Source organism: Mariniphaga anaerophila (genome assembly GCF_900129025.1).
Taxonomy (GTDB): Bacteria; Bacteroidota; Bacteroidia; order Bacteroidales; family Prolixibacteraceae; genus Mariniphaga; species Mariniphaga anaerophila.
In genome coordinates this window covers 19774-44933 of sequence record NZ_FQUM01000015.1, presented here as the reverse complement: position 1 = coordinate 44933, position 25160 = coordinate 19774, and the positions used below count along the sequence as shown (strand labels likewise).

The window sequence follows — 25160 nt, the reverse complement described above, 5'->3', positions numbered from 1 at the left end:
ATTGTTCCTTTTTCCTCTTTTTGTTAACAATTACAAAATAACAGATTTTGAAAGGAGAACCGGTAAAATCCGGCAAAAAAAAATGGGCACTCCAAAAGAGCACCCATTCCTTTATATCTGTATTTTGATTATGCAGGCATATCAGGCAAACTCCATGGTTTGCGGTAAGTATGCTTAATCAATTCAGCGGCAAAATCTTTAGCAGGAACCGGGTCAGTCCAAGTCTTTTTGAAAGTTGGGTGACCATCGTGGATTTCAAAACCGTCTTTAATAACGGTGCGAATGCTTTCATCATCAGTTAAGTTGGTGAATGCCATTTTTTCGCCATCCCAATCCAGCGGTTTGTTCAGCGACTGCAAACGAACAGCCAAAACGCCCATAACAACCATTTCGTTGAATGGTCCGGCTTCCTGAAAATCAGAAGCGGTTGGAACACGGTTTTCTGCAGTTTCTTTACATGCGCGTACCCAGTCCATTTCGTGGCTGGTTTCGATTCTACGACGGAATTTCGGAGCTTCAGGAACACGACCAGAAAGCAACCATGGGTTTACACCGTAGCAACCGCAAACAAGGCTGTCTTTTGTTCCGTGGAAAATAACGCCACCGCCTCTGTCGTTCGGATTCTTTCCTTCCGGCCATCCTTCGGGCAGATTCCATTTAATACCACCGTCGTACCAGTGAACATCAACCTGAGGAAGCTGAGCTTTTCTCTTCATTCCTTTCCACGCACGTTTCGGAGTACGGGCAGGGAATGTAAGTTTCACTGATTCTGAAACAGGAGCACAGTCCTGAAGTAATAATGAAGAACTTCCCTGTGCCTGAATCGGATATTGCAATTCAAGACCAACAAAAACCGGATGAAGGATATGACAAGCCATATCGCCGAGCGCGCCAGTTCCGTAATCCCACCAGCCACGCCAGTTCCATGGGTGGTAAATATGATTAAACGGACGCATTTTAGCAGGCCCGATAAACAGATCCCAATCCAAAGTTTCAGGAACCCAGTCGCCTCTTTCCGGTGTATTTAAACCCTGGGGCCAAATTGGGCGGTCAGTAAATGCTTCTACTTTGGTTACTTCGCCAATTTCTCCGTTGGCAAGCCATTCTGTAGTCAAATTTACACCTTCGCCTGAAGAACCCTGATTACCCATTGAAGTTGCTACATTATATTTTGCAGCTAATTTGGTTAATAGACGAGATTCGTAAACCGAGTGTGTCAATGGTTTTTGTACGTAAACGTGTTTTCCCATTGTAATGGCGTGAGATGCAATTACGGCGTGGGTATGGTCAGCGGTTGCGACGACCACTGCATCAAAATCTTTACCCATTTCGTCGTACATTTTTCTCCAGTCTTTGTACCTTTTAGCTTTTGGGAAACGATCGAAAACGCCGTTTTTATCAACGTATTTCCAATCCACATCACAAAGACCGATGATATTTTCTGATTCGAGGTTTTTCAGGTTAGCATAACCCATACCTCCAACACCAACGCCTACAATGTTGAGTTTGTCACTTGGAGCTTTGTGCCCCAATCCAGCCACTACATGGCTCGGAACAATAGTCAAACCTGCTGCTGCGGCAGCTGTTGTACCAAGGAAAGCTCTCCTTGTTACAGCACTTTTGTTCGATTCTTTTTTCATAACAAATAAAAGTTTTAATTGGATAGGTAATATTTATTCCTATTTGCTTTTTATAAAAACCGTTAAATATAACCATATTCGAGGTTCTCTCAAACTCCGCTGATCAAATTCATTTAACAAACGAAAAAAAGATATTTGCAAGAAACCGGATAATACGACAATGTAAATACCACAATAACCTGTTTCTGACAAGATTATCGCACACCATCATAGGTTGAATCTATTTACATTAAAAAGAATCAATTTCTCCGAATGAATTATGCATTCTACTTTTAAGGCAAATTTTAATTCAGTCTAAATAAAATAATTTAAAAAACTCAAAAGTTATGTTGACAGTTGGAGATAAATTCCCGGATTTTGAAAAGAAAGCAGTAGTATCACTTGAACCGGGCAAAGAGTTTATTACATTGACTCAGGACAATCTGAAAAACGGAAAATGGTCTGTATTCTTCTGGTGGCCGATGGATTTTACATTTGTTTGCCCAACAGAGATTACTTCTTTTAACGAAAATTACGAAGAGTTCAAAAAACGCGATGCCAATTTGATTGGAGCTTCAATCGACTCAGAATTTGTGCACCTGGCCTGGAGAAACGACCATCCGGGACTGAGAAGCCTTAAATTTCCGATGGTTGCCGACACATCAAAATCGTTGTCTGAAGACCTTGGAATTCTCGAAAAAACAAATAAAGTTGCTTACCGCGCTACTTACATCATCGACCCTGAAGGAACAATTCAACATGTTTCTGTTAACGGGCTGGATGTTGGCCGCAACGTAAAAGAAATCCTGCGCCTTTTGGACGCTTTCCAGACTGGTGAATTGACACCTTGTAACTGGGAACCGGGGCAGGCAACCCTGAACTAAGAAGCAGCTTTATTAAAGCGACTTTTAGTCTGACGTAAGTGTTTGTTTAGAATAATTTAAAAAGCAGTCTCAGAGTTTATTTTGAGACTGCTTTTTTATTGATAATAATTATCGAGAAACAGGAATAACCTGTTTCCTATTTTTCCGGAATATTTTCCAGCGTTGCCACCAAAAAATCCCAGAACTTCTGAACGGTTTCAATGTTCACTTTCTCGTCGGGAGAATGCGGAAAACGAATGGTCGGACCAAAAGAAATCATATCCCAATGAGGATACTGCCCTCCCAGAATACCACATTCCAACCCGGCATGAATCGCTTTAATTTCGGGTATTTTACCAAATTTCTTATCGTAAATACCCTGCATGGTTTTCAATATGGGCGACGCCATATTGGGTTTCCACCCCGGATAAGAGCCGGCAAAAGCAACCTCAGCTCCGGCCAGCGTAAATACCGCTTTCATTCGAGAAGCAAGATATTCTTTGGCCGAATCAACCGAACTGCGCATTAACGCAGCACAGAAAATCGTTTTTTGCTCAGCGTCAGATTTTACAATAGCAAGGTTAGTAGATGTTTCCACCAGCCCTTTCATGCTGTCACTCATTCGAATTACTCCGTTGGGGCAAGCCAGCACAGCAGCAGTAACGTTCACCTGCGTTTTTTCATCGATCAAAGCAGCAGGAAGTTCTGCAGGTTCCACAACTACCTTCAAACCGGGCTCAGTTGCTGCCAGTTCTTTTTTAATGGTTTCAGCAATTTCATCGGCCAACGCAGCAAAATCGCCAACAGATGCTTCGCTTATGGCTAAAACTCCGAAAGCCTCGCGCGGAATAGCATTCCGCAAACTGCCTCCTTCAATAGAAGCGAGCCGAGCTCCCAGCTTTTCGTAGGCTGCATCCAGTATTCTGAAAAACACTTTATTGGCATTTCCCCGTCCCAAAATAATATCCATTCCCGAATGGCCGCCTTTCATTCCCGTAACATCCAAAGTTATTCCGGTAAATCCGGCAGGAACTTCTTCTTCTGAATAAGAGAACAATGCAGTTGCGTCTTCACCTCCGGCACACCCCACATACAATTCGCCTTCGTCTTCAGAATCCAAATTGATTAGAATGTCGCCATTTAAAACACCGGCTTTCAAACCGTTTGCTCCATCCATTCCGGTTTCTTCGGTTGCAGTAAGCAAAACCTCCACCGGACCGTGTTTCAACGTTTTAGATGCAACAACTGCCAATGCAGACGAAACGCCAATTCCGTTGTCAGCTCCAAGAGTAGTACCGTTTGCAGTAACCCAGTCTCCATCCACAAATGCTTCGATGGGGTCGGTTGTAAAATCGTGTACCTTGTCGCTGTTCTTTTGCGGAACCATGTCGAGGTGCCCCTGCAGAATAACTCCTTTCCGGTTTTCCATTCCCGGAGTAGCCGGTTTTTTGATAATCACATTTCCGGCTTCGTCTTTTATGGTTTCCAAACCAAGGTTCTTTCCAAAATTCACAGCCCAGTCCCGAATCTTTTCTTCGTGTTTTGAAGGCCTGGGAATTGCAAGCATCTGGTCAAAAACCTGCCACACTTCTGTGGGTTTAATATCTTTTATCTTTGTCATTTTGTTAGTTAACTTTGAATTTACTGAATACTTTAATGTACAATATTTTAAATAGCCTACTCCCATAATTTACTCGGGTTTCTGTCCTGAAGGCAATTCCAGTCCGTAACCTTGTTCCTTATCGGCCTGTTTCAATTTAAAAGCCAGGAAAATGGAAATTACCCCACAGGCAACCAGCATCAGGATTGGCCATGTATAATCGTAATAAGGAAGAGAACCTTCCAACTGCAGCAATTTAATTTTATCTGCTACTTCGCCACTGGTCAGACCCTGCGCCAAAAGAGATTCCCTCATCTCGGATATGGCCTGAACAACCTGTGGATTCACTTTATAAAGCAATGCACCGATACCCCAGAAGAAAGCACCCAGGCCCCAGTTCTGCACGGTAAACATTGAAGCGTAAGCTGTTCCCAAACGGTTTTCAGCAACAATTTTTGCCACTGAAGGCCACATGGCGGCAGGAACCAGAGAGAAAGCAATTCCGAGGCTCAGCAATCCCATATATGCGAGAAAAGGCGACTGGAAAACAGAAAGTGACAAGTGAGCAAAAATGAGCAGCAGCGCACCCAAAATCATTAACGAAGCAGCTTTACCTTTCTTGTCTACGTAGCTTCCGAAAATCGGGGTAAAAATGATGGTACCCAGAGGAATTAACGACGCTGTTTTAGGTCCGTTTACAAGCCAAACACCCAGGGTGTCGCGAACGAGATAAACAACTACTGCAAATACGCCAACAATAATTAAAACAGACAACCTTTTGGCACTTTTCCCTTTTAAGCTATTCGGAATTAATGTTACCGAAAGTGCAAAAATAAATATCACAACAAAAACCAGCGAACTTCCCAGCGCTTCACTTCCAAAAGCAACAACCGTTGCAGAGTCGGGCAAAACATAGCTAAAGCCAAATTTATTTACAAGCAGGTCGGGCGCATATTGAATAAACGGGAATACTGCCGAATAAAAAGCAACACAAAGCAACGCAATGTATATGAAAGATTTATTTGTAGCCAGCTTAATCAAATCAGAAAATTTAAAATCTTCGTCAGCTTCTTCTTCCTGTTCCACTCCGGCAATAATTGCTTCTTCTCCTTTAACCTGTCCTGCTGCTTTAATAGCTTTTATCTGTTTATCCATTTTAATATCGAAAAACAGGTAAACAACAAAGAATATGAGAGACAAACCAATGAGCGTTGCAGCAAACACTACGGCAGGCGAAACGGTAACCCCGGCAATATCAAGCGAAATTGCAATGGCAAGCGCCGATCCCAAACGGCCAAATCCCATATTGATAGCCATGGCAAGCGCCAACTCATACCCTTTAAACCATTTTACAATGGTACGGGTAACCACCACACAAACTACTTCGAGCCCGGAGCCGAATAAAATACGCCCCACAATTAACCCGGCCAGAACGGACGATTTATCATCGCCGAAATATCCCATTGACGCGAGCGCAGTGATAATTCCGCCTAAAGTAGCCAAACCGCCAAAAGCCAAACCGGCAAGACGAATTCCCCATTTATCCAGAATTATTCCGCCAATGATGATCATCCCAAACATGTTGGCAATGGTAGTAAGCCCGATTACCCTTCCAAATTCTTCACTGTTAATCCCGAGGTCTGTTTCCATCAACTCGCGAAGCGGTGAAAAGAAATCCTGGAAATAGTAAGTTGCAAACATCAGACTGCTCACCAACACAAGTACCAACCATCTGACGGCAGCAGAATCCTTTAAAATTTTATTTGATTTATTCATTCTGTGAAATATTAATTTGTTTTTGATTCTTTTTCAAGTGGATAAAAATAAAAAAATTTGAAAGCCATAAAAATGACAACAAAAAAAAGGGTGCTCACCCCGAGCCCCCTGCATGTTTTTTATTTTTTTCGAACCGATTTTACAGCCCCTGTTTCGGGGTAAAACTCGATGGCATAAGCCCCGAACAACAACTCTTCCGGAACAGGCGCCACCTGCCCGAACTGCGCCATTACCGTACGTGCTGTCGCAACTGTTTTTAGTTCGTAAACCAAACTTACTGTTGCCACGGCGGGCATGCGATAATAAACCCCGCTCTCTCCGGCAGCCGGATTTTCGGAACCGGCCAGCGATGCATATTTTGATACCAGTTCTTTTTCGAGCTCAACACGAACGGTTACCGGTTTCCCCGAAAGGTCGGACGCCGGCAACACGCCTGAATCTTCTGAGAAACGAAAAACCACCTCACCTCTGTCGGTTGCAGAAGTAGGTACAAAATCGAAACTAAACGTTTCACTATCGCGAGTGGTTTTTCCCACAAATAAACTCAGGTAATTTTTTTCTATTCTTTCCAGCTCTTTCAGACTTACTTTGTAGGCCTCTCCATCCGGGTGAAACTCGTCCATTAAACCCGCGACCATGTGATACCTGGTAAGCCGGCACTCCAGCACCCGTTCTGCTGCTTCTGCTGCTTTCACATCGGTACTTATCCGAATTGGGCGAAAACTATTGGAAGAATCGCCTGAGGCGTACATTGGTGTATGATTAATATTTGCAAAAGAGAAACCGGGATCCTTCTTGTCACCGGTCAAATCGTTTACATTTAATATAGCCAACTCTTTTGAAACAACTTCAGAATTAATTCCGGTCAAAATCCCATCTGCCGACAAATCAACCAAAAATGCAGCTTCTCCCATGGCTTTATGCACTTGTTCCGGGTCAGGTTCGGCAAACGTAGCCATCTCAACTTTGCTGATAGTCCATTTCACCGAAGCCCTGTTTTTTGCATCGGTAATTCCAAGCAATTGCTCGGCATAGGCTGCGTAAGGCCCGGGTTGAAACATTTCTTTTTCTGCTTCTACTTTAATCCTCAGCCCGGTACGGGGCAACGCATAAGTAATTCCCTCCTGAAAAGCAGGGACAACGCTTTCGTCTCCTTTGTTGCGACGCTGCCCAAGAACAGGCACTGACAGTAAAATTGCCAATACAATAGTAAGTATCCTCATCTCTCTGAATTTATTTTAAGACCTAAAAATAGAATTTTTATTGTGGAACGCCACATGCTTTTTAGCTTTACTTGAGTAACAACATATCAAAACCGAATCTTTCTGTGCTTTCTGCTTTCACCCGCACAGTTTTTTCAACGGTTTTACAAGAAATTTGTAGTTGTCGGGAACAACTGTTAAAAGCAATTTAAGAACTTGCTATTTCAAACAGCAACAAAAAGACAGCACTTCATTCATCACGAAGAAAAAGCAAAAAAACATGCCCGGTCAGCTATTTCAATTCAAGAAAAGCTTTTCCCAGACAATTGGTAATGTCGCCCGCAATTAATGCATTTTCCGAAATCCTGCCGGCAGCAATGTCGCCCGCAAGGCCATGCAAAAAAACGCCTGCAATGGCAGCATATTCAGGACAAACCCGCTGCGCCAGCAATCCCAGAATTATTCCCGTAAGTGAATCACCGCTTCCGGCAGTGGCCATCCCCGGATTTCCTGTAGCGTTAAAAAACAACCTCCCGTCAGGCAAAGCGACCGAAGTAAAAGCACCTTTTAAAACAACAATCACACGAAACTCTTTTGCCATCTGCCGTTGCACCTGAATCCGCTCCCACGAATCGGCAGTTTCTCCGGCCAGGCGTTCAAACTCTCCGGGATGGGGAGTAAGAATAGAATTTTCCGGCAATTCCCGGAGCAGCTCCTTATTTTCGGAAAGAATATTTAAAGCATCGGCATCCAGCACCATTGGCGACCGAAACTGTTTTATAAGATCGCACAGTGCTTTGCAGGTATTCTTTTTCCGGCCAATTCCAGGACCAACACCCACTGCATTAAACGGAGTGAGGTCAGGAATCCCCGTAAAAATCGAGTCATGCTCGTCAATGCTAACCATCGCTTCCGGCACTGCAGTTTGAATAATGGAATAGCCAAGTCGCGGAACATGCGAAGTAAGCAACCCCACGCCCGAGCGCAGACAAGCTTTTGATGCCAGCACCGAAGCGCCCATTTTTCCGTAGCTTCCGGCAACCAGCAGCGCATGCCCAAAAGTTCCTTTGTGGGAAAATTTTGTCCGTCGGGGAATCATTTCCTTTACATCTTCCTTCTCCACAAAAAAGAAATCAGAAGGAGTTTTTGCAATTCCTCCGGGATGCAGCCCGATTGGCAACACCTGCCAGTTACCTGTAAACAATTCGTTTTCGGCAAACAGAAAACTAATTTTCGGGAATTGAAAAGTAAGGGTAAAATCGGCCCGTACAATATTCTCCAAAATGTTTTCTGAATTGTTTTCTCCCATTAATCCGCTGGGAATATCAATGGCAACGGTTGTGTTTGGCAGGGCATTCATTTTATGCACAATTTCGGCAGGGAATCCTTCCAGCGGGCGGGACAACCCCGAGCCGAACAACCCGTCGAGCAAAACGTCGTTTGCCGCTACTTTCGGAAAGCCATCCACATCCTTTATTTTAGACAATGCCACCTTTCCCTGCTCTTGCAGCCGTTTCCAGTTAGTTGCGGGCGAACCTTTCAGTTCCTTCCGAAAATCGAGCAGGCAAACTTCACATTGGTAATCGAGCCCGGCAAGCTGCCTGGCAATAGCCAGCGCATCGCCCCCATTGTTTCCGGGGCCTGCAAAAAACACCATTTTCTGTTCTGTAGAAAAATGCTGAACCAACCAGTTTGTAATTTGCAGAGCCGCCCGTTCCATTAAATCAATATCGGAAACGGGTTCGTGTTCGATGGTAAAACTATCAATCCCTGCTATCTGTTTTGTTGAAAAAAGTTTCATGCCAATTTCATTTTAATCATTTACCAGAATGGTATTTCACGGGTAACAAATCTCTGTTTATCCCGAAATTTTGAACCCTTAAAATTACATCAATTTTGGCAATTCTTCCGGCAAATCAGGCATTCTTCACACAGAAGAAAGATTAGACAGATGCCGGGTTCCGCACCAAAACACAAAAAAAGGGAAGCTGCCGTTCCCCTTTTTTTGTGTTTTACGTGAGTTGCTAAAAATAATCTGCGTACGGAACCGGAGCCGGATATCCTGCAGGAATCCGCTTACAAACCACAGCAACCAACTGAAACTCGTTGCTGGCGGCTGCATTCAGCAATCCCTCCTGCGACTGTTTGGGCATTGTGTACGCAAACCTGCGGGCTCGCTTTGCTTTTTGCTCCTGAGGATTGAACACAATCTTAAGTTCGGCAGGCTCCAACCCCTTTGCTACCAGTTTTATGTTATACTCCTGATTTGCAGAAAGCACAATAGTCAGCGTTTTGTTATCATTCTTTTTTACCGAAACATTTTCTTTTTTGTTGTTTCTGAAAACCTCCAGTTCACCGGGTTCAACTTCTATCAACTGTCTGGTTTCTTTGTGCCTGAAATACAAGGTTAAACTAACAAGGTTCTGAAGCAGAATTGCCCTGGCAACAACAGGCTTTGCCACAAGAAAACTGGCGGTTTGCGGTTTGGCAACAACGGTTTTTGCCGGATTATTTCGCACCAGCACTTTTGGGTTTGCATTGAGCACCAGGCTTCGCGTTTTTCGTAAATTCACCGCATTCAAAACTCTTGCGTCAGTTTTTACCGCAGCAACTTTCGGTTTCGCTTTAATTATTGCATTTCGCTCCAATTGCATGGTTTTATTTACCGATTTCAACTGAATAGTGTTTGCCGTAAAAAGCTTCTTGTTCAACAAAAACGGACCGATGCTTTTCTTTACATCCATTTTCTGAAGAATCAGATTATTTTGTGCCGAATTTTCTCTCAACTTAATTTCGATGTTCCGCACAAAAACAAGCTGCGTAGCAAAAAAGGGAATTTCAATTTTCTCTTTATCCAGCAAATCGATGTCCCAAAACGGAGACAAAAGCAGTTGTTCATCAAACCACTCCCGCATTATGTTTATAAAAATCAGGTCGAAGCTTATTTTCTCCACTTCCAAATCCTGGAGTCCGCTCAGTTCAAAAATTTCATAAAACCCCTCCTCTTTTGAGTTCTCCACCAATTTCTGAATTTCATCTTTCCCGATTTCGATCTTTTTCCAGGCCAGTTTATCCGAATTATAAAGATTGTTGGGATAGCAGGTAGTCAGGCAAAACGAGCCATTTACATGCTCTCTGATGGCAGTAGTCAGTTTTCCTTTTACCTCATTCAGTTTTTTAATAAAACGATCGGCCTCAGTTTTCAAAAGCTGCTCTATTTTTTGTTCCACCTCATCTTTTCGTGCGCTATTTTTCCACTGCTCCAGAAGTTGAACCTTCATATTTTGCTTCATTTCAACTTCTAATGTAACCGAGGCGTCGCCTGTTTCCACCCCTTTTTTCAGCAGTTCCAGAATTTCTGAATTCAACTTTTTGTGCAATGCATAAAAAGTACGGTACTCTTCTGTTTCTTCCTTGGGCAATGCATTAAGAGCACGCTCAAAAATGGCCGTTCCAACAAGTTTTGGAACCGAGATAGTTTCTGCATCAATCAACTTCAGATTGGCAAGTATTTCCTCGTAAACCTTGTGCAGGAAATCACGATTTTCGCCACTCAATTGCCAAATAATATCCTGCCGCGGAATATTATTTGCCATCAGCGAAAAATCATAAAGTTCGTCGTAGTATTTACGGGCATCCTCACTTGCCATTTCGGTATTGAGGAACAAAAAATCTTCGTTTGTATAACCCAACGAAAAAAGGGGGAAGAAGAATTTGTAATCTTCCTCCCTTCCCTCGCTGATTATGTTTTGCTCAAAATACGATTTAATTCGCGCAAAAATTGTAGCGAGTTGAGACATTATTTCAGATTTAAATTACACCCACTCTTCTACTCCCGGATTAGGGTCGGGAGACTTTGGCAACATATGACATTTAAAACCGATAAGCTGCATTCCGTCAATTCGAATACCCTGAGAATCGGAGTTACGCTGAAAATCGCGCGAACCGCTAGTTGAACTGTAACTTCCTCCAAGATGGAACGGTCCCCAGCCAACAAAACCTCCGCCGCCTGCTTTTGTCATTTCTGATTGCATTTCAGAATGTCTTTCGCCAAAATACAGCACCAGGTCTTTTACAAAAATAGCAGTGGTTGTGTACGCCGGAATCATTCCGTTTGGCGGCAAATCGCCATCTGAAACCATCTGATCTTTGAACTCGGGATTCGCTTTGTCGAACCGCCAGTATTTACTGGTAAGAAAGTTTACGTTAAACCAGGGCCTGACAATGGGAACCTGCGCAATTTTGAACTTGAGATAAAATGAGCTGGCATCCATTTTACTGCTGGATTCATTTTTCTCATAACTGCCACGGCCTCCTACTCGGAATAACCCGAAGGACAGTCCGCCACCTCCCGATCCTTTCTTTTTAGAAAAGCTGTAGTTGGAACTGTAATCGCTGCTCGAAAACGTGAACTGTGTCCAACCGCTATCCGACTTTGCAAAATTGCCGGGAACAAGGCTCGAGTAAAAGAAATCGGCGCCGGAAGCAATTCCGGTGAGCTTTGTTTTTTCCAAATCATCGAGGTACCGTTCTTTTAACGCCAACATACTCCGCCCTTCTACCTGCGAAATAAAAGCAGAAATTTTCTCATACTCTTCTTTGTAGCCATTATTTACCCAGTCTCTTTTAGCTGCCAAAACTTTGTTCCGGAGAATGGGAGCGTTCAGTGCCCAAAAATGGATAGCTCCCGGATCTTTGGCTGTGAGCGCATTTACACGATGGGTGTTATATTCGAGGGCAGCAGTAAGAAAATCCTGCATTTTCTCGGTGTATTTAATAACCAGCTGGCTCTCTTCAATCACCTCGGTTTCCTCATCGGTAATAATATCCTTTTTAATTTTTTTCTCCTGCAAAAGGCCTCGCAGCTTTTCAATTTTCGCTTTCAGTTTTTCGTCCGGCTCCAGGTTGGCAACCTGACTGAATTTCAGAATGTGTTCGTAGGCCTGAGAAAGGGTATTCTCAGGATTCCAGACATTCATTGTTACATCGCCTTTTACCCCCGAAGTATCCGGAATCATATCAACAATACGGGCAAAATTTTCAGCCTGTTGATATTTCCTGGCGGTATCCTGCGCAAGCAGCTGGTTAATTTCCTCAATGCTTTTCTCTTCTTCGTCCTTTTCTTCATCTTTTTCCTCATTTTTTGTTCCGGAGTTTTCACTTTTCTTAATAACACCGGTCAACCCTTCGGAAAGGAAATCCAGCTCTTCGGCAGGATACGGGACGCCCACCGAAAGCCATGCTAAATAGTTGTCATCCGACGGCGGAACTACATCGCCGTCGCCATTGGCAAGTACGTCGTACAACTTGCCCAATACAGAATTCATTAACTCTTTGGGAAGCACTTCTTTTGACATGATAATTAATAATTTAATGGTTTATACATGTAAGTTATGAATAAATACCGACGTAGAAAACTTTTCAGTTTTAATAGTTAGATATCTTTTTATACCTATGATTTTTACATTTTAACTGACTTTTTCCCATTTTTCAATTGTGCTCAATGATTATATTTGTTCGTTCCGAAAAAAATGTAACCGAAAAATCAAATTAATAAGTATCTGATGTTCAAAAATCATCCTAAAGGCTTGATAGTCGCCTTTTTCGCTAACATGGGCGAACGTTTTGGGTTCTATACCATGATGGCTATCCTTGTGCTTTTTTTACAGGCAAAATACGGTGTTAATGCAGAAACCGCAGGAAGTATATACAGTTGGTTTTATTTTGCCATTTACGCTCTCGCACTGCTCGGTGGAATAATTGCAGATGCCACAAAAAAGTACAAGTCAGTAATTCTCAGCGGCATCATAATTATGTTTGCCGGATATGTTTTAATGGCAATCCCCGGAATGCCACTTTCCATGACAGTTGTTTTCCTTTTCACCATTGCTCTTGGTAACGGACTTTTTAAAGGAAATTTGCAGGCAGTTGTTGGTCAGATGTACGATAACCCGAAATATGAAAAACTTCGGGACAAAGCTTTCCTCATTTTTTACATGGGTATAAATGTCGGCGCATTTTTCGCACCGTTTGCTGCCACGGCAGTACGCAACTGGTGGTTAAAAACCAACGGTTTTGTGCACGACGGCAGTTTACCTGCATTGTGCCACCAAATAATTGACGGAAACATGGAGCATTCTGCCCAGATCACCGAACTGGCAAATAAAGTCAGTTTGAATGGTCCGGTAACCGACATAACAGAATTTGCACACGAATACATTGCCGTATTCTCTAAAGGATACAATTATGCATTTGCCGTTGCTGCCGGTGCCATGCTGATTTCGTTACTGGTTTACATTTTCTTTAGTAAACTACTGCCAACGAAAGAAGTAACCGCTTCTACCAACGAAGTGAAAGTAGAAAAGAGCTTTTCAAAAATCGGTATTTCGCTGGGTGTAATGGCGGTGGTTGCCCTTGTTATCTATTTTGTATTTGGCAACTCAGACATTGGTTTTGCGTTCGGACTTTTTGCAGGTTTTGTTGCCTGGATGCTGCAGTCATCCACAAAAGAAGAACGCCCGAGAGTTACCGCTCTTTTGCTGGTTTTCCTTGTGGTAATCTTTTTCTGGATGTCGTTCCATCAAAACGGGCTTACGCAAACAATGTTTGCCCGCGACTATACGACAAAAACCGTAGGCCCTTTCACCTTCCTTTTCTTCAGGCTTGATTATATTCTTGCATTTATCGGAACTGTTGTGGGTCTCGTGCTTTTACTTCGGAAAAAGCTGGAAAAGAATGTTCGCATATTGGGCGGCGCGTTATTCGTAGGACTGGGATTTCTCACCTACTACTTTTTCAGTCGTGGCGAAGCAGACAATGCAATTGCCCCTGAAATTTTCCAATCGTTTAACCCGCTGTTTATTGTTTCTCTCACCTTTTTGGTGATGGGGATTTTCACCTGGCTTGCCAACCGGGGGAAAGAGCCTTCCACTCCGAAAAAAATCGGTATCGGTATGATTATCGCTTCCTTCGGGTTTCTGATTATGCTGGTGGCTTCACTGGACGTGATTTCTCCGGTTCAACTGCAGGGAGAAGCAGTTCCCGACACTTCACGTGTATCGCCGTACTGGCTGATGAGCAGTTACATGGTACTTACCATTGCTGAACTATTCTTAAGCCCGATGGGACTTTCTTTTGTATCGAAAGTGTCGCCGGCACGCTTCCAGGGTCTGATGCAGGGAGGCTGGTTGCTCGCTACCGCAGTTGGAAATAAGCTGCTCGGAATTGGAAGTTATTTCTGGGACAGACTGGAACTCTGGCAACTGTGGGCCATTTTCGTGGTTTGTTGCCTTGCTTCTGCAGCTTTCATATTTTCTATTATGAAAAGACTGGAAAGACTAACCAAATAAGAAACACTCACATACACACAAAAAAAGAGGAGCGCGCGCTCCTCTTTTTTTATCTTCTGCCTTGCCAGTTGCATTGTTCCAACAGAGTGCGAACTCGCTGGAAAACAAACGCGGCAATTACATTCCCATTTCTTTTTTCAGCCATTGAGGACGATTTGTGGTGATGGCAGTCACTCCCAAACTGGTCAATCTTTTTGCCACTTCGGGGTCGTCCACTGTCCAGGTCAACACTTCAAGGTTAAACTCTTTGGCCATCTGCATTACTTCTTCGTCAATAATTCTGTAGCTCAAATTAACGCCTTCGAGACCTGCATGAGCAGCATCTTTCATTTTTTCACGCAATCCCTGTTTGGTAGAACTCAGCCAGTAACAGGCGTTGTTCGGAAACTCTTTTTTGGTATCCAAAATGGTTTCCCATCCAAAACAGATAAAAATCATCTGCTCCAGCTTTCCGCTCTTTTCAATTTCCTTTTTCAAAAAGGGCAGTACTTCGCTTCCGCATTTAATTTCCACAACCAGGTCTTTCCCTTTGGGAACTGTTTCAATAACTTCAGAAATAAAAGGAATTTTCTCTCCGGCATACTTTTCGCCTTTCCAGCTCCCTACCTCAGTTCCGCGTAAAACCGACGACGGGGTGTCTTTCATAACAAAATCCGTTTTACCTCCGCTTGTTCGTTTGGTACTTTTGTCGTGCATAACCATCACGCGGTTATCTTTGGTCAGATACACGTCAATTTCCACAGCATCGGCATTCAGCTCCCAGGCCAGATTTGCAGACGCAACCGTATTTTCAGGAGCCAGATAAGAAGCTCCCCTGTGGGCAATAAATGTTTGCTGGGCAAACAGCCCCGCGCTAAACGACAGACACAAAAAAGTCATCAAAATCCTCATGGTATTATAAATTTTGTGTCGAAGATAAAAAGGAAAATAGTTTTTGGTCCGGTTTTATACGAAAAAATGTAGCTTTACACATCTTTAAAAATCGTTATGAGCAAAGGGAATTCAACACACATAGGCATTTTTTCACTGAAGATGGTTGCACTGTTTCCCTTTTGGATCATATACATTTTATCGGACATTCTTTATGTTGTTGTTTTCCATATAATGGGTTACCGTAAAGATGTTGTTTACATGAATCTCCGCAACTCGTTCCCCGAAAAGAGTGAGTCCGAGCTAAGAAAAATAAGAAAGCGGTTTTACCGGCATCTCTGCGACCTGATTATGGAAGCGATTAAACTGGGGAGCATTAAAAAGAAGAACATAAAAAAAAGAATGGCTGTAAAAAACCCGGAGCTTATTAACAACTATTTTGAGCAGGGGAAAAGCGTTGTTGTTCTTACAATGCATCAAAACAACTGGGAATGGGGCGGTGCATTTCCGCTATTTATAAAACACAATGTACTTGGCGTTTACAAACCGCTTCACAATCTTCAGTTCAACAAGTACATCAATGATAACCGCGCGCGTTTCGGCGCTGAAATGACTTCCGACTCTTCAATATTACGGCGCATAATCAGAGCCGAAAAAAGCCATGAGCCGGTGTTTATCTGGCTGGCTGGTGACCAGACTCCCCCGGCGTTCTATAAATTCTGGACAATGTTTCTGAATCAGGAAACCGTATTTTATCCCGGCCCGGCTGCCATCTCGCGACGATTTAATTATCCCGTAATTTTTCAAAACACGGTTAAAGTGAAAAGAGGATTCTACGAAACAACATTCGAGGTGTTGTTTGAAAATCCGCAGGAACACAGCGAGTTTGAAATAATGAACGCATACATCCGCAAAATGGAAAAAATCATAAACGACAAACCTGAATACTACCTTTGGTCGCACAAACGCTGGAAAAACAAACGCCCGGCAGAAGTGCCACTACAAGTTTAACATGATTTTTAATTTTGGGTATAGATGAAGAAGAACAACCTTGAGAGAAGAGATAAAAGATTCCACGAAAGCCCCTTAAAAAAAACAGTTAACAACATTCTGGCCGGCATTCTACGGCTCATTTCGCTGCTCCCTTTCCGGGTGCTGTTTGTAATTTCGGATATAACCTGCTTTTTAACAAAACATGTTTTTCATTACCGCGAAAAAGTAGTTATGGAAAATCTGAAATATGCCTTCCCTGAAAAAACAGCCAAAGAACGGAAACAAATTGCCGCCCGTTTTTACCGACATTTTACCGATTTAATGGTAGAATCCGTTAAGTTAAACAGTATTTCTCCGGAAAAGCTGAACAAGCACATTACATTTGAAGGGCTGGACATTATGGAGGAATATTACCGCCAGGGAAAAAGTTTTATTGTTTTGGCCATGCACCACAACAACTGGGAATGGTGCAGTTTCATTCAGGCTCACATCAAACACCTCGTACTAATGATATACAACCCCGTGCGCGGCAACCATGCGATGGAAAAGTTTCTGCTCCATGCGCGGCAACGGTGGGGCGGCCAATGCATCCCGGTGTACCAGTCAGCACGTAAAGCACTTGAATTTCACCATGCAAAAATACCAACCATTCTTTGGCTGGGAGCTGACCAGACACCTGCTGCATCCTCAAAATTCTGGGCACTCTTTTTAAACCGCGAAGCGCCCTTTTTCTCCGGGCCCGAAAAAATTGCAGCAAAAACAAATCAGGCTGTCTTTTTTCAGCACGTAGTAAAAACAGGCCGGGGAAAATACGTGGCAAAATATTTCCCGCTTATAGAAAACCCACAAGAGGTGGAATCCCATGAAATTTTGTTGGCTTACATCCGAAAAATGGAAGAAATAATACGTCAGGAACCGGAGTATTACCTTTGGTCGCACCGCCGCTGGAAACACCAGCGCCCCGAAGGAATTCCGCTAATGGGATAAAAATGCTGCACATGAAAAATCTTCCCGACATCTACCTGTACAATCCAACCTGTGAGTATGCCATAGCAAATGGTTTCCCATCGTGGCAACCCAACCGGCTGCTGCAAAAAATGGAAGAAGACATGGGAACGCTTCCGCTTTTTTTCGCGAAGAAAAGCGACAAAGTTCTGACAAAGAAAATCCCCCCTGCAACATTTTTGAAATCCCTTCAGAAAATTAATATTGACCCGCCACAATTTCTGCAATTACAGACGATAGCTGATAATCGCGATTTTTCAGTGCAACCAAAAAACTGGCTGCTTCCTTGGGGCTGGAGCCCTGCCGCGCACCGAATTTTGGATCCCCTGAAAGCATCCTGTTCCGAACGTTTTCAAAATTCGCCGGTCGCCTGCTGGAAACCCGAATACAAACCGATTTACTCCAAAAAATTTGCACTGGAAACATTAACAAATCTTTTGCCCCTGTTACCAGTGAACAAAGTTTTACAATCGCATCTGATTCCCCGGGTTTGCACAACAAAATCAGAAGTAGAAACACTGATTCGCCGGTGGGGAAAAATTATGATAAAAGCGCCGTGGAGCAGTTCAGGAAGAGGTTTGCAAAAAGTAACCAAAACACCGGTTATCGAAAAAGTCTGGGAAAAAATACTAGGTATTGTCAAAGATCAGGGATACGTTATTGTTGAGCCGCTGTTAGAAAAAGTGCTGGATATGGCACTCCAGTTCAGGCTGGAAAAAGGAAAAATATCCTACCTCGGCGTCAGCCGGTTTCTAACTGACAGCAAAGGGCAGTACCACGGGAATTTCCTCAATGGGTGGCCAAATGAATTAGCACCTGAGATTACAACATTTGCAGAATCGCTTCCGGAAATGCTGGTTGCGCCGCTCACAAAAGTTATTGAGAACAGCAAACTTGCACAGTACTACGAAGGGAACTTCGGAATCGACACCCTCATTTTTAAAGACGACGACGGGAATATTCGTGTAAATCCCTGCCTCGAAATCAATGTAAGGCAGAACATGGGACTGCTTTCGCTCTTCCTCGAGAAACTAATTATCCCAAACAGAAAAGCCGTTTTTAAAACCTTTTTTGAACCGGGAAATACCTTCGCCAATTTTAAAGTAAAAATGGAAAATTCTCATCCGCTGAGTCTCGAAAATTCTAAAATCGAATCCGGGTTCTTCCCAATAACCCCGGCTTTCCCCGACACATTATTTGGAGGCTACATTCTTGTTTCTGAATAATTTTTGTAATTTTAAATATTCCAATATTAAGATAATCAGCAGACAATGGGAAAAGAAGAAATGCCGGACGACAAATCTCAAAAAAAAATTTCAACCAGTTTTTACGAAAAAGAGCTGAACAAACTGCAAATTGAACTGGTGAAACTGCAGGAGTGGATAAAACGAAAAGGGCTGAAAGTTGTTGTGATTTTTGAAGGGCGTGACGCTGCCGGCAAAGGAGGAACCATTAAGCGAATTACGCAGGTGTTGAATCCGCGGATTTGCCGGGTTGTGGCTTTGGGCACTCCCACCGAACGCGAAAAAAACCAGTGGTATTTTCAACGGTATGTTCCTCATCTCCCCGCTGCCGGAGAGATGGTTCTTTTCGACCGCAGCTGGTACAACCGCGCAGGAGTAGAAAAAGTAATGGGCTTCTGCACCACCGACGAATATTGGGAGTTTCTGCGCTCCTGCCCCAATTTTGAACGAATGCTCATCCGCTCAGGCATTATTCTCATCAAGTATTGGTTTTCAGTAAGCGAAGAAGAACAGGAAAAACGATTCAGGGCACGCATGGCAGATCCGACCAAACGCTGGAAACTCAGCCCGATGGATTTAAAATCGCGCGAATTATATGTGGAATATTCGAGGGCAAAAGATGAAATGTTTTCTTACACAGATACAAAAATAAGCCCTTGGTTTATGGTAGATGCAGACAACAAAAAACGCGCCCGGCTAAACTGCGTTGCGCATTTATTATCCATGATTCCATACGAAGATTTAACTCCGGAGCCGATAGATTTACCGCCGCGAAAAGACAACAAAGGATATGTCAGACCTCCACTTGAGGAGATTACCTATGTTCCCGAAGTGTATTGAAAATTAGTTTTCGAGGGTTCGGGTTAAATGGTAAAGATGCCTTTCCTGGATATCCACAAAACCGCCAAACAATTTTTTTTGTCCGTCCTCATTCACAAATCCGCGCTGAATAAGCTCCAGATAAGCGTATGCCCACTTCATTTCCTCGTTTTCTTCACCCACCTTCACAATTACATCTTCTTTAGCGGCAAAAGTAGCAGCCTGCTGCAACACACTTCCTTTTTCCCCTTCAATCCCATCCTTCATTAAAATACCATTTGCTTTTAACGCCCGGCAGGTCGACTCTATATCCGGCCATTCGGCAATGCCCTGATTGTTTACCGATGCTGCAAAATGGCTGGGCGAATTGCCAAACAAAAGCACCCACGCTGCATAATGCGAAACATCGTTAACATGAAGTACCGTTTGCCTGGAAGGCGGCCCCCACGCCCGGGAAAAATAGTTTACCAATTCCTCTTCCAGAATTTCAGCAGCTTCCTCATTTAAAACCCCGTCTGCTTTCAACTTTCCGAGAAGTTCAATCCCCGAATCGGAAAGCAAATAAGGAGTATCTGCAACAACGTCAGGCAATAAATTCTGCACCCACTCCGGCAACTGGGCAACATCGAGCTGGCTCACAAAAAACTTGGGAACACCGGCCGACTCCGTTTCAAAATAGGCGGCTTTCAATCCTTTTTTCGGAAGCACATGCTTTTCTACAAGCCGGTACCCCAGGCATTCAACAATATGCCTGATTCCTAAAATACCGGCCGGTTGTTCGCCAATGTGCGTATTCAGTGTGCGAAAGCCCAGATGATCCAAAACAACCTGGCCTCCGTTTTTGGTTACCAAATCGTTATAAGCTTTTGCATAAGGAACACGAATTAAAAAAGCCTCCCACAGTTTTGCAACCAGGCTTTCTGCTATTTGAAGTGCATCCCTTTTCATTGTTCCACGTTTTTAATTCTCACCTAAATTATTATGAAATCGTTTCGGCCTGAAAGAACATCATGCCACAACACGCTTCATATTCCTTTAAACTGAAAATCAAGGAACAGGGTTACTCCTAAATATGTGTTTAATAATAGCTTTGTGGAAAAACGAAAGGAATCAGAAATTCACAATTAGCGTTTTTTTGCCTTCTTCATAAACTTCTTTACGTCTTTCTTACTGAAATAAGAAGTTGCCCCCACCAGGGTTGTGCTAAAAGCGCCGGCAGCATTTCCAAAATTCAGCGCGTCCTGAATCTTGCTTCCTTTGAGGTACAAATGCAGAAAGCCAGCAGAAAAAGCCATTCCTGAACCGATGTTGTCCTTTTTTTCCACCAAGTACCCCGCATCGTAAAAAGCCCCCTGCTCTTTATGAAATGCAAAAACACCGTTGGGACCCCGGGTAATTAGCACCACATCAATATTGTATTTCTCTACCAGTTGAGCGCCAAACTTCTCAAAACTTCCAGGGTTCAAATTAAGCTTATCGGTCAGAAAACCAATCTCTTTTTCTTTAATGCGTACAATGTTGGCAGAGTGCAGCAAGTACTCTACTACCGCTACATTAAAGAAATGCTGAAACAGTTTTAAATCGAGAAATTTCACCGATGACGGCGACTCTTTAATCAGCTCGCGAATTGTGTTTTTTGAAATGCCGAACCGCTGCGGCAACAACCCGTAAAAGAGACAGTCGGCACTACGGGCAAGTGTCAGCGCCTCGGGAGAAAATTCAATATGATCGAAAGCAACATCGGGAGTTACATTAAATACAGGTTCCTGGCTTTCGTCGAAAGTAACATTTACAGTGCCGGTTGGGAATTCTGAATCGATCTGAACATTGCGAACCGAAATCCCCAACTCCTCAAGTCGATTTATGGCTTGGTGTCCGAGTTCATCGTCGCCCACGCGCGAAAGCAAATGTCCTTCTTCACCAAAAGAATTACACCTAAAAACCATGTTAGACGGAGTTCCGCCAAGGATTTTTTCATGGGGCAAAATATCCCAAACAACTTCTCCAAATGCTACAACTTTCTTTCTCATCTATCTAAATTTGCCAGCGACAAAAATAGCGATAAATAGACAAGGATTCAAATTTTGATAATAGAGGAATTCGATAAGAAACGTTAAGAAGTAGGGGACACGAACAAATACAGTTACCTTTATTCTCTGTTACACAGGCAAAACGCCACAACAAGCTGAGATACAAATGCAACACCAGACAAACCTCCATTTCAAAAAGAAAGTTTCGCTCCGGGAGAGACGAGCAGACAAAACAAAACCTGGGATAGAACGTTCTCTTCAAAAGCAAACGAAGTGAATTTTCTGGCCCATTTATATCTGTCCGGCGAGGATGAAAAACTTATTACCGGAAACTTTATCGGCGATCATGTCAAAGGAAACAATTACCTGAAATACCCTGAAAAAATCAGGGAAGGGATTGTGCTGCACCGAAGGATTGACTCATTTACAGATCAGCATACATTATTCAGAGAAACAAAAAAACTGTTCAGAGAAGAGTTCGGACTTTACTCCGGAGTAATTACCGATTTGGTTTTCGATCATTTTCTGGCAAGCGGCTGGGAACAATATCACCAGTTAACTCTTCGCAAATTTGCCGGAAAAATGCACGCTGCTCTGCTCTCCAACGTTTTTCACCTTCCTTCACGCGTGAAGCTGTTTCTGCCTGCAATGATCAAAAGCCGGCGACTGGAATCTTACGCTCAAAAAGAAGGAATCCAACAGTCGCTTGAAATTATGAGCAGGCACACTTCGTTGCCAAAAAAGTCGGTGCAGGCCATTAAAATTATGGTAAATAACGACGAACTAATCAGACAGTATTTCACCGGGTTCATGAACGAAATGATTGCTTTCTCCGAATCAGAAACCGACATTAAAATAAAACGTCCGGATAATTATCACTAGCGAATCAGGCTAGCATTTCGCAATAGGAATCTTCAAAAAAGAATTTCGGTTCATCAAATGCAGGTTCCAAATCATCAATCCAAATGGCATCAGGATTGTACCTGGCAAAAAACGGTTTTCCTACCCAGGAAGGATCTCTGCCCTGCAGGAAAGTAAGCACAAAAACCTTCTCCCCTTTTACTTCTGAAACGCCAACTATCTGAATTTTACCGGGGCTGCACGACATGCTTGGGCCTTTTACAGTCCGACAAATACCACTAACCTGATTGTATGCATTCCGGAAAATCTGCCAGGTCTGATTTAGGGGTACGGCAAAATAATCCTGCGCCCCCGTGTCTCGTGCAATAAACATGTAATAAGGGATAATTCCCAGTTTTACCTGTGCTTTCCAGTTTTCTGCCCAAATATCGGCGTTGTTATTAATGTGCCTCAGAACCGGCGATTGCGAACGAATTTGTACTCCTGCAGAAATCAAACGCTTTACAGCTTCTTTTACAGCAGCGGTTTTCAATTCTCCCGGATGATTGAAATGCGCCATCAGGGCAACGCTGATCCCTTTACTTTTTACCTTTCTGAAAAGGTCAATCAAGTCGTCTGCATCATCATCGGTAGTATATCTGTAGGGCCAGTATGCCAACGACTTGGTTCCAATCCGAATATTTTTAAGATTGGGAATATCTGCATCAAGCAGGGCGTTAAAATAGGTTTCAAAAAAGCGGGTTTTCATCACAGCCGGATCACCTCCGGTGAAAAGCACATCGGTAATCTGAGGATTTGCCTTCAAATACTGAATCAGCGTATCTGATTCTTTCATGGCAAATTTGAATTCGTTGAGCGCAAACTGCGGCCATCTGAAACAAAATGTACAATATGCGTGGCACGTTTGTCCCTGAGTTGGGAAAAACAGCATGGTTTCGCGATATTTATGTTGAATGCCGTTAAGCCTTTCGTCCTGAAAAACAGGAACATTGCTTTCTTGTCCGGCCGGATTGGGATTGAGTTTCAGCCTTATTTTTCGTACTGCTTCCTGAACTTCCTTTTTTGATGCGCTGCTTTTCAGTAACAACGCCACAGTGTTAAAACTGTCCTCATCAAGCATCTCTTTCTGCGGAAAATTCAAAATAAAAAACGGGTCATCTTCAAAATTGCGCCAGTCAATAAGTTCGTCTACTACGTAGTTATTGGTTTTAAAAGGTAAAACCGTCCCAACTACTTCTATATTAAACCGCTGTTCTTCAGTTAGATATTCCATTTGAGGAATTTCCCTGAAGTTGTGCAAAGAAAATGATTTGTACTCCGTCATAAGCAATAAATGTTATAAAGAACTGATGTTTCATTCTTTTTTGTGAAAATGCCCCCGACAGGGCATCGCCTACTACAAAAAAATGAGGATTTTTATCAACGTGCGCAAAAATATAAAAATCAAAAAAAAATCAAAATTTTTGCCACATGACCTTTGTCATGTTTTCTTCCGCCGCTTTCAATTTGAAAGATGGTCGAGCCTGCTGGCATCCAGCCTGAGGAAAATAAACAGAAGAATGGTAAAAGCCCACAGCGAAGAACCGCCGTAACTGAAAAATGGAAGCGGTATGCCAATAACCGGCATCATGCCAATGGTCATTCCAATATTCACCATAAAATGAAAAAAGAGGATTACCGCCACTGAATAACCGTAGATACGCGAAAACCCCGACCGTTGCCTTTCTGCCAGAAAAATAAGCCGCACGAATAAAGTCAGGAACAACAAAACAACCACCAGAGTTCCTGCAAACCCCCACTCCTCGCCAACGGTACAAAAAATAAAGTCGGTACTTTGTTCGGGCACAAAATTGAATTTGGTCTGGGTGCCATTCAAAAAGCCTTTCCCCCAGAAACCGCCCGAACCGATGGCAATTTTACTCTGGTTCACATTGTAACCAACTCCCAACGGATCAGACTCAATTCCCAAAAGCTCGTTAATACGTGCCTGCTGATAAGGCTCAAGCAAATTATCGAAAGCATAATCAACGGTCAGAGAAAACAGAACCGACCCCATAAAAACCAATGCAATAAGGGTATAACTTTTAAGTTTATTATGCATGCTGTATGCAATAATTCCAACGCCTCCGAGCAAAATCATACCGGCAAGCACATGCTCAACCTGGTATCCTAAACGCGCCAGATAATTCACGGCAGCAAGAAGAATAAATGCACCGGCAAAGAATAACAGCACTTTAAAAAAATGTTTTGTTCCCGCCCTTACCACAAAAAACGTAAGCAAAGCAAGCCCCGACAGCAAAGCAAACAAAACCAGCTCGGACAACACCAGCGAAAGAATAAACATTAACCCGATGAGCGTGGCAAAAAACAACACAACTCCCGAAAGCCCTTCGCGGTAAAGCACTAAAACAAATACAAAATAAACCAGGGCAGACCCGGTGTCGTTCTGCAACAAAATAAGCGCAGCCGGGAAAAAAATGATAAATCCAATTATTACCAGCGACCAAAAACGCTGAAGCTTAAACCCAAAAGTACTCATGTATTTTGCAAGCGCCAAGGCAGTTGCAAATTTACCAAACTCCGCAGGCTGAATAGCAAACCCTCCAATTGCAATCCACGATTTTGAATTGTTCACTTCATTCCCTGCAAAGAGCACAAAAACAAGCAGCAAGATAACAGCACCATAAATTGCGTACGAAAAAAAGACGTAAAAATTGGTTTCGATAAGCAGAATAGCAAAAGCAATGAGCAGGGCTGCTCCAATCCAAAGCAACTGCTTGCCATACCGTTGAGAGATATCAAAAATACTCTGATGCTCGGCATCGTAAACAGCGGCGTAAATATTTATCCACCCCAGAAAAACAAGAACCAGGTAAATGAAAACTGTTAACCAGTCGATATTTGTCCACAATTGATTTCTTCTTGGCAT

General features: G+C 43.1%; 19 protein-coding genes. 7 read left to right on the top strand and 12 right to left on the bottom strand.

Annotation, left to right across the window (positions count from 1 at the left end; genetic code table 11):
- Positions 1-128: 128 nt before the first annotated feature.
- Positions 129-1640: a Gfo/Idh/MocA family oxidoreductase gene (locus BUB08_RS18725; RefSeq protein ID WP_073003449.1), complete on the bottom strand. Its 1512-nt coding sequence runs from the start codon at positions 1638-1640 to the stop codon at positions 129-131.
- Between the two features lie 326 nt (positions 1641-1966).
- Between BUB08_RS18725 and BUB08_RS18720 the strand changes: the two genes are divergently transcribed.
- Positions 1967-2503 carry a peroxiredoxin gene (locus tag BUB08_RS18720; RefSeq protein WP_073003448.1) on the top strand — a complete coding sequence of 179 codons (537 nt, stop codon included), beginning with the start codon at positions 1967-1969 and terminating at the stop codon, positions 2501-2503.
- 136 nt (positions 2504-2639) lie between these two features.
- Here the strand turns inward: BUB08_RS18720 and BUB08_RS18715 are convergent, their stop codons facing one another.
- The 6 genes from BUB08_RS18715 to BUB08_RS18690 form a co-directional block, all read right to left on the bottom strand.
- Entirely contained in the window at positions 2640-4103 is a 1464-nt protein-coding gene (locus BUB08_RS18715) for an aminoacyl-histidine dipeptidase (RefSeq protein ID WP_073003478.1), read from the bottom strand.
- Between the two features lie 69 nt (positions 4104-4172).
- Positions 4173-5858 (bottom strand): MFS transporter, encoded by a 1686-nt coding sequence (locus BUB08_RS18710; RefSeq protein WP_073003447.1) that lies wholly within the window; start codon positions 5856-5858, stop codon positions 4173-4175.
- 119 nt (positions 5859-5977) lie between these two features.
- The gene (locus BUB08_RS18705) at positions 5978-7081 is read right to left on the bottom strand and encodes a DUF4831 family protein (RefSeq protein ID WP_073003446.1); all 1104 of its coding nucleotides are present in this window, start codon (positions 7079-7081) and stop codon (positions 5978-5980) included.
- 271 nt (positions 7082-7352) lie between these two features.
- Positions 7353-8861, bottom strand: a complete 1509-nt coding sequence (locus tag BUB08_RS18700; protein ID WP_073003445.1) for a bifunctional ADP-dependent NAD(P)H-hydrate dehydratase/NAD(P)H-hydrate epimerase — start codon at positions 8859-8861, stop codon at positions 7353-7355.
- Between the two features lie 223 nt (positions 8862-9084).
- On the bottom strand, positions 9085-10860 hold the full coding sequence (locus BUB08_RS18695; RefSeq protein ID WP_073003444.1) for a hypothetical protein: 1776 nt from the start codon (positions 10858-10860) through the stop codon (positions 9085-9087).
- A gap of 15 nt (positions 10861-10875) precedes the next feature.
- Complete coding sequence (locus BUB08_RS18690; RefSeq protein ID WP_073003443.1) at positions 10876-12417, bottom strand: hypothetical protein; 1542 nt, start codon at positions 12415-12417, stop codon at positions 10876-10878.
- A gap of 207 nt (positions 12418-12624) precedes the next feature.
- Between BUB08_RS18690 and BUB08_RS18685 the strand changes: the two genes are divergently transcribed.
- Positions 12625-14409 (top strand): peptide MFS transporter, encoded by a 1785-nt coding sequence (locus BUB08_RS18685; RefSeq protein WP_073003442.1) that lies wholly within the window; start codon positions 12625-12627, stop codon positions 14407-14409.
- A gap of 117 nt (positions 14410-14526) precedes the next feature.
- Here BUB08_RS18685 and BUB08_RS18680 read toward each other — a convergent pair whose 3' ends face one another.
- Positions 14527-15300: a glycerophosphodiester phosphodiesterase family protein gene (locus tag BUB08_RS18680; RefSeq protein ID WP_083570870.1), complete on the bottom strand. Its 774-nt coding sequence runs from the start codon at positions 15298-15300 to the stop codon at positions 14527-14529.
- 96 nt (positions 15301-15396) lie between these two features.
- Between BUB08_RS18680 and BUB08_RS18675 the strand changes: the two genes are divergently transcribed.
- From BUB08_RS18675 to ppk2, 4 genes are read left to right on the top strand one after another with little or no spacing between them, the layout of a single operon-like run.
- Complete coding sequence (locus BUB08_RS18675; protein ID WP_073003441.1) at positions 15397-16290, top strand: lysophospholipid acyltransferase family protein; 894 nt, start codon at positions 15397-15399, stop codon at positions 16288-16290.
- A gap of 24 nt (positions 16291-16314) precedes the next feature.
- A complete protein-coding gene (locus tag BUB08_RS18670) occupies positions 16315-17259 on the top strand; it encodes a lysophospholipid acyltransferase family protein (protein ID WP_073003440.1) in 945 nt (314 codons plus the stop codon).
- A gap of 11 nt (positions 17260-17270) precedes the next feature.
- Positions 17271-18503, top strand: coding sequence for an ATP-grasp domain-containing protein (locus tag BUB08_RS18665; RefSeq protein WP_139249797.1), 1233 nt, complete (start codon positions 17271-17273; stop codon positions 18501-18503).
- 45 nt (positions 18504-18548) lie between these two features.
- On the top strand, positions 18549-19361 hold the full coding sequence (gene ppk2, locus BUB08_RS18660; protein WP_073003438.1) for a polyphosphate kinase 2: 813 nt from the start codon (positions 18549-18551) through the stop codon (positions 19359-19361).
- A gap of 3 nt (positions 19362-19364) precedes the next feature.
- On the opposite strand, the gene BUB08_RS18655 is transcribed toward ppk2, so the two are convergent.
- On the bottom strand, positions 19365-20288 hold the full coding sequence (locus tag BUB08_RS18655; RefSeq protein WP_073003437.1) for a 2-oxoadipate dioxygenase/decarboxylase family protein: 924 nt from the start codon (positions 20286-20288) through the stop codon (positions 19365-19367).
- Positions 20289-20464: 176 nt separating this feature from the next.
- Positions 20465-21370, bottom strand: a complete 906-nt coding sequence (locus BUB08_RS18650; protein ID WP_073003436.1) for a carbohydrate kinase family protein — start codon at positions 21368-21370, stop codon at positions 20465-20467.
- A 273-nt stretch (positions 21371-21643) separates the two neighbouring features.
- Between BUB08_RS18650 and BUB08_RS18645 the strand changes: the two genes are divergently transcribed.
- Positions 21644-22252, top strand: coding sequence for an acyl carrier protein phosphodiesterase (locus BUB08_RS18645; protein ID WP_073003435.1), 609 nt, complete (start codon positions 21644-21646; stop codon positions 22250-22252).
- A gap of 4 nt (positions 22253-22256) precedes the next feature.
- Here BUB08_RS18645 and BUB08_RS18640 read toward each other — a convergent pair whose 3' ends face one another.
- A complete protein-coding gene (locus tag BUB08_RS18640) occupies positions 22257-23504 on the bottom strand; it encodes a KamA family radical SAM protein (RefSeq protein ID WP_245820225.1) in 1248 nt (415 codons plus the stop codon).
- Positions 23505-23732: 228 nt separating this feature from the next.
- Positions 23733-25160 carry a rod shape-determining protein RodA gene (rodA, locus tag BUB08_RS18635; protein ID WP_073003433.1) on the bottom strand — a complete coding sequence of 476 codons (1428 nt, stop codon included), beginning with the start codon at positions 25158-25160 and terminating at the stop codon, positions 23733-23735.

What these genes read in the sequence shown, in the direction of transcription:
- BUB08_RS18725 (WP_073003449.1), bottom strand. Translation starts at nt 1,640, where the DNA reads ATGAAAAAAGAATCGAACAAAAGTGCTGTAACAAGGAGAGCTTTCCTT.
- BUB08_RS18670 (WP_073003440.1), top strand. Translation starts at nt 16,315, where the DNA reads ATGAAGAAGAACAACCTTGAGAGAAGAGATAAAAGATTCCACGAAAGC.
- BUB08_RS18690 (WP_073003443.1), bottom strand. Translation starts at nt 12,417, where the DNA reads ATGTCAAAAGAAGTGCTTCCCAAAGAGTTAATGAATTCTGTATTGGGC.
- BUB08_RS18700 (WP_073003445.1), bottom strand. Translation starts at nt 8,861, where the DNA reads ATGAAACTTTTTTCAACAAAACAGATAGCAGGGATTGATAGTTTTACC.
- BUB08_RS18695 (WP_073003444.1), bottom strand. Translation starts at nt 10,860, where the DNA reads ATGTCTCAACTCGCTACAATTTTTGCGCGAATTAAATCGTATTTTGAG.
- BUB08_RS18685 (WP_073003442.1), top strand. Translation starts at nt 12,625, where the DNA reads ATGTTCAAAAATCATCCTAAAGGCTTGATAGTCGCCTTTTTCGCTAAC.
- rodA (WP_073003433.1), bottom strand. Translation starts at nt 25,160, where the DNA reads ATGCCAAGAAGAAATCAATTGTGGACAAATATCGACTGGTTAACAGTT.
- BUB08_RS18665 (WP_139249797.1), top strand. Translation starts at nt 17,271, where the DNA reads ATGAAAAATCTTCCCGACATCTACCTGTACAATCCAACCTGTGAGTAT.
- BUB08_RS18705 (WP_073003446.1), bottom strand. Translation starts at nt 7,081, where the DNA reads ATGAGGATACTTACTATTGTATTGGCAATTTTACTGTCAGTGCCTGTT.
- BUB08_RS18715 (WP_073003478.1), bottom strand. Translation starts at nt 4,103, where the DNA reads ATGACAAAGATAAAAGATATTAAACCCACAGAAGTGTGGCAGGTTTTT.
- BUB08_RS18680 (WP_083570870.1), bottom strand. Translation starts at nt 15,300, where the DNA reads ATGAGGATTTTGATGACTTTTTTGTGTCTGTCGTTTAGCGCGGGGCTG.
- ppk2 (WP_073003438.1), top strand. Translation starts at nt 18,549, where the DNA reads ATGGGAAAAGAAGAAATGCCGGACGACAAATCTCAAAAAAAAATTTCA.
- BUB08_RS18655 (WP_073003437.1), bottom strand. Translation starts at nt 20,288, where the DNA reads ATGAAAAGGGATGCACTTCAAATAGCAGAAAGCCTGGTTGCAAAACTG.
- BUB08_RS18675 (WP_073003441.1), top strand. Translation starts at nt 15,397, where the DNA reads ATGAGCAAAGGGAATTCAACACACATAGGCATTTTTTCACTGAAGATG.
- BUB08_RS18640 (WP_245820225.1), bottom strand. Translation starts at nt 23,504, where the DNA reads ATGGAATATCTAACTGAAGAACAGCGGTTTAATATAGAAGTAGTTGGG.
- BUB08_RS18720 (WP_073003448.1), top strand. Translation starts at nt 1,967, where the DNA reads ATGTTGACAGTTGGAGATAAATTCCCGGATTTTGAAAAGAAAGCAGTA.
- BUB08_RS18650 (WP_073003436.1), bottom strand. Translation starts at nt 21,370, where the DNA reads ATGAGAAAGAAAGTTGTAGCATTTGGAGAAGTTGTTTGGGATATTTTG.
- BUB08_RS18710 (WP_073003447.1), bottom strand. Translation starts at nt 5,858, where the DNA reads ATGAATAAATCAAATAAAATTTTAAAGGATTCTGCTGCCGTCAGATGG.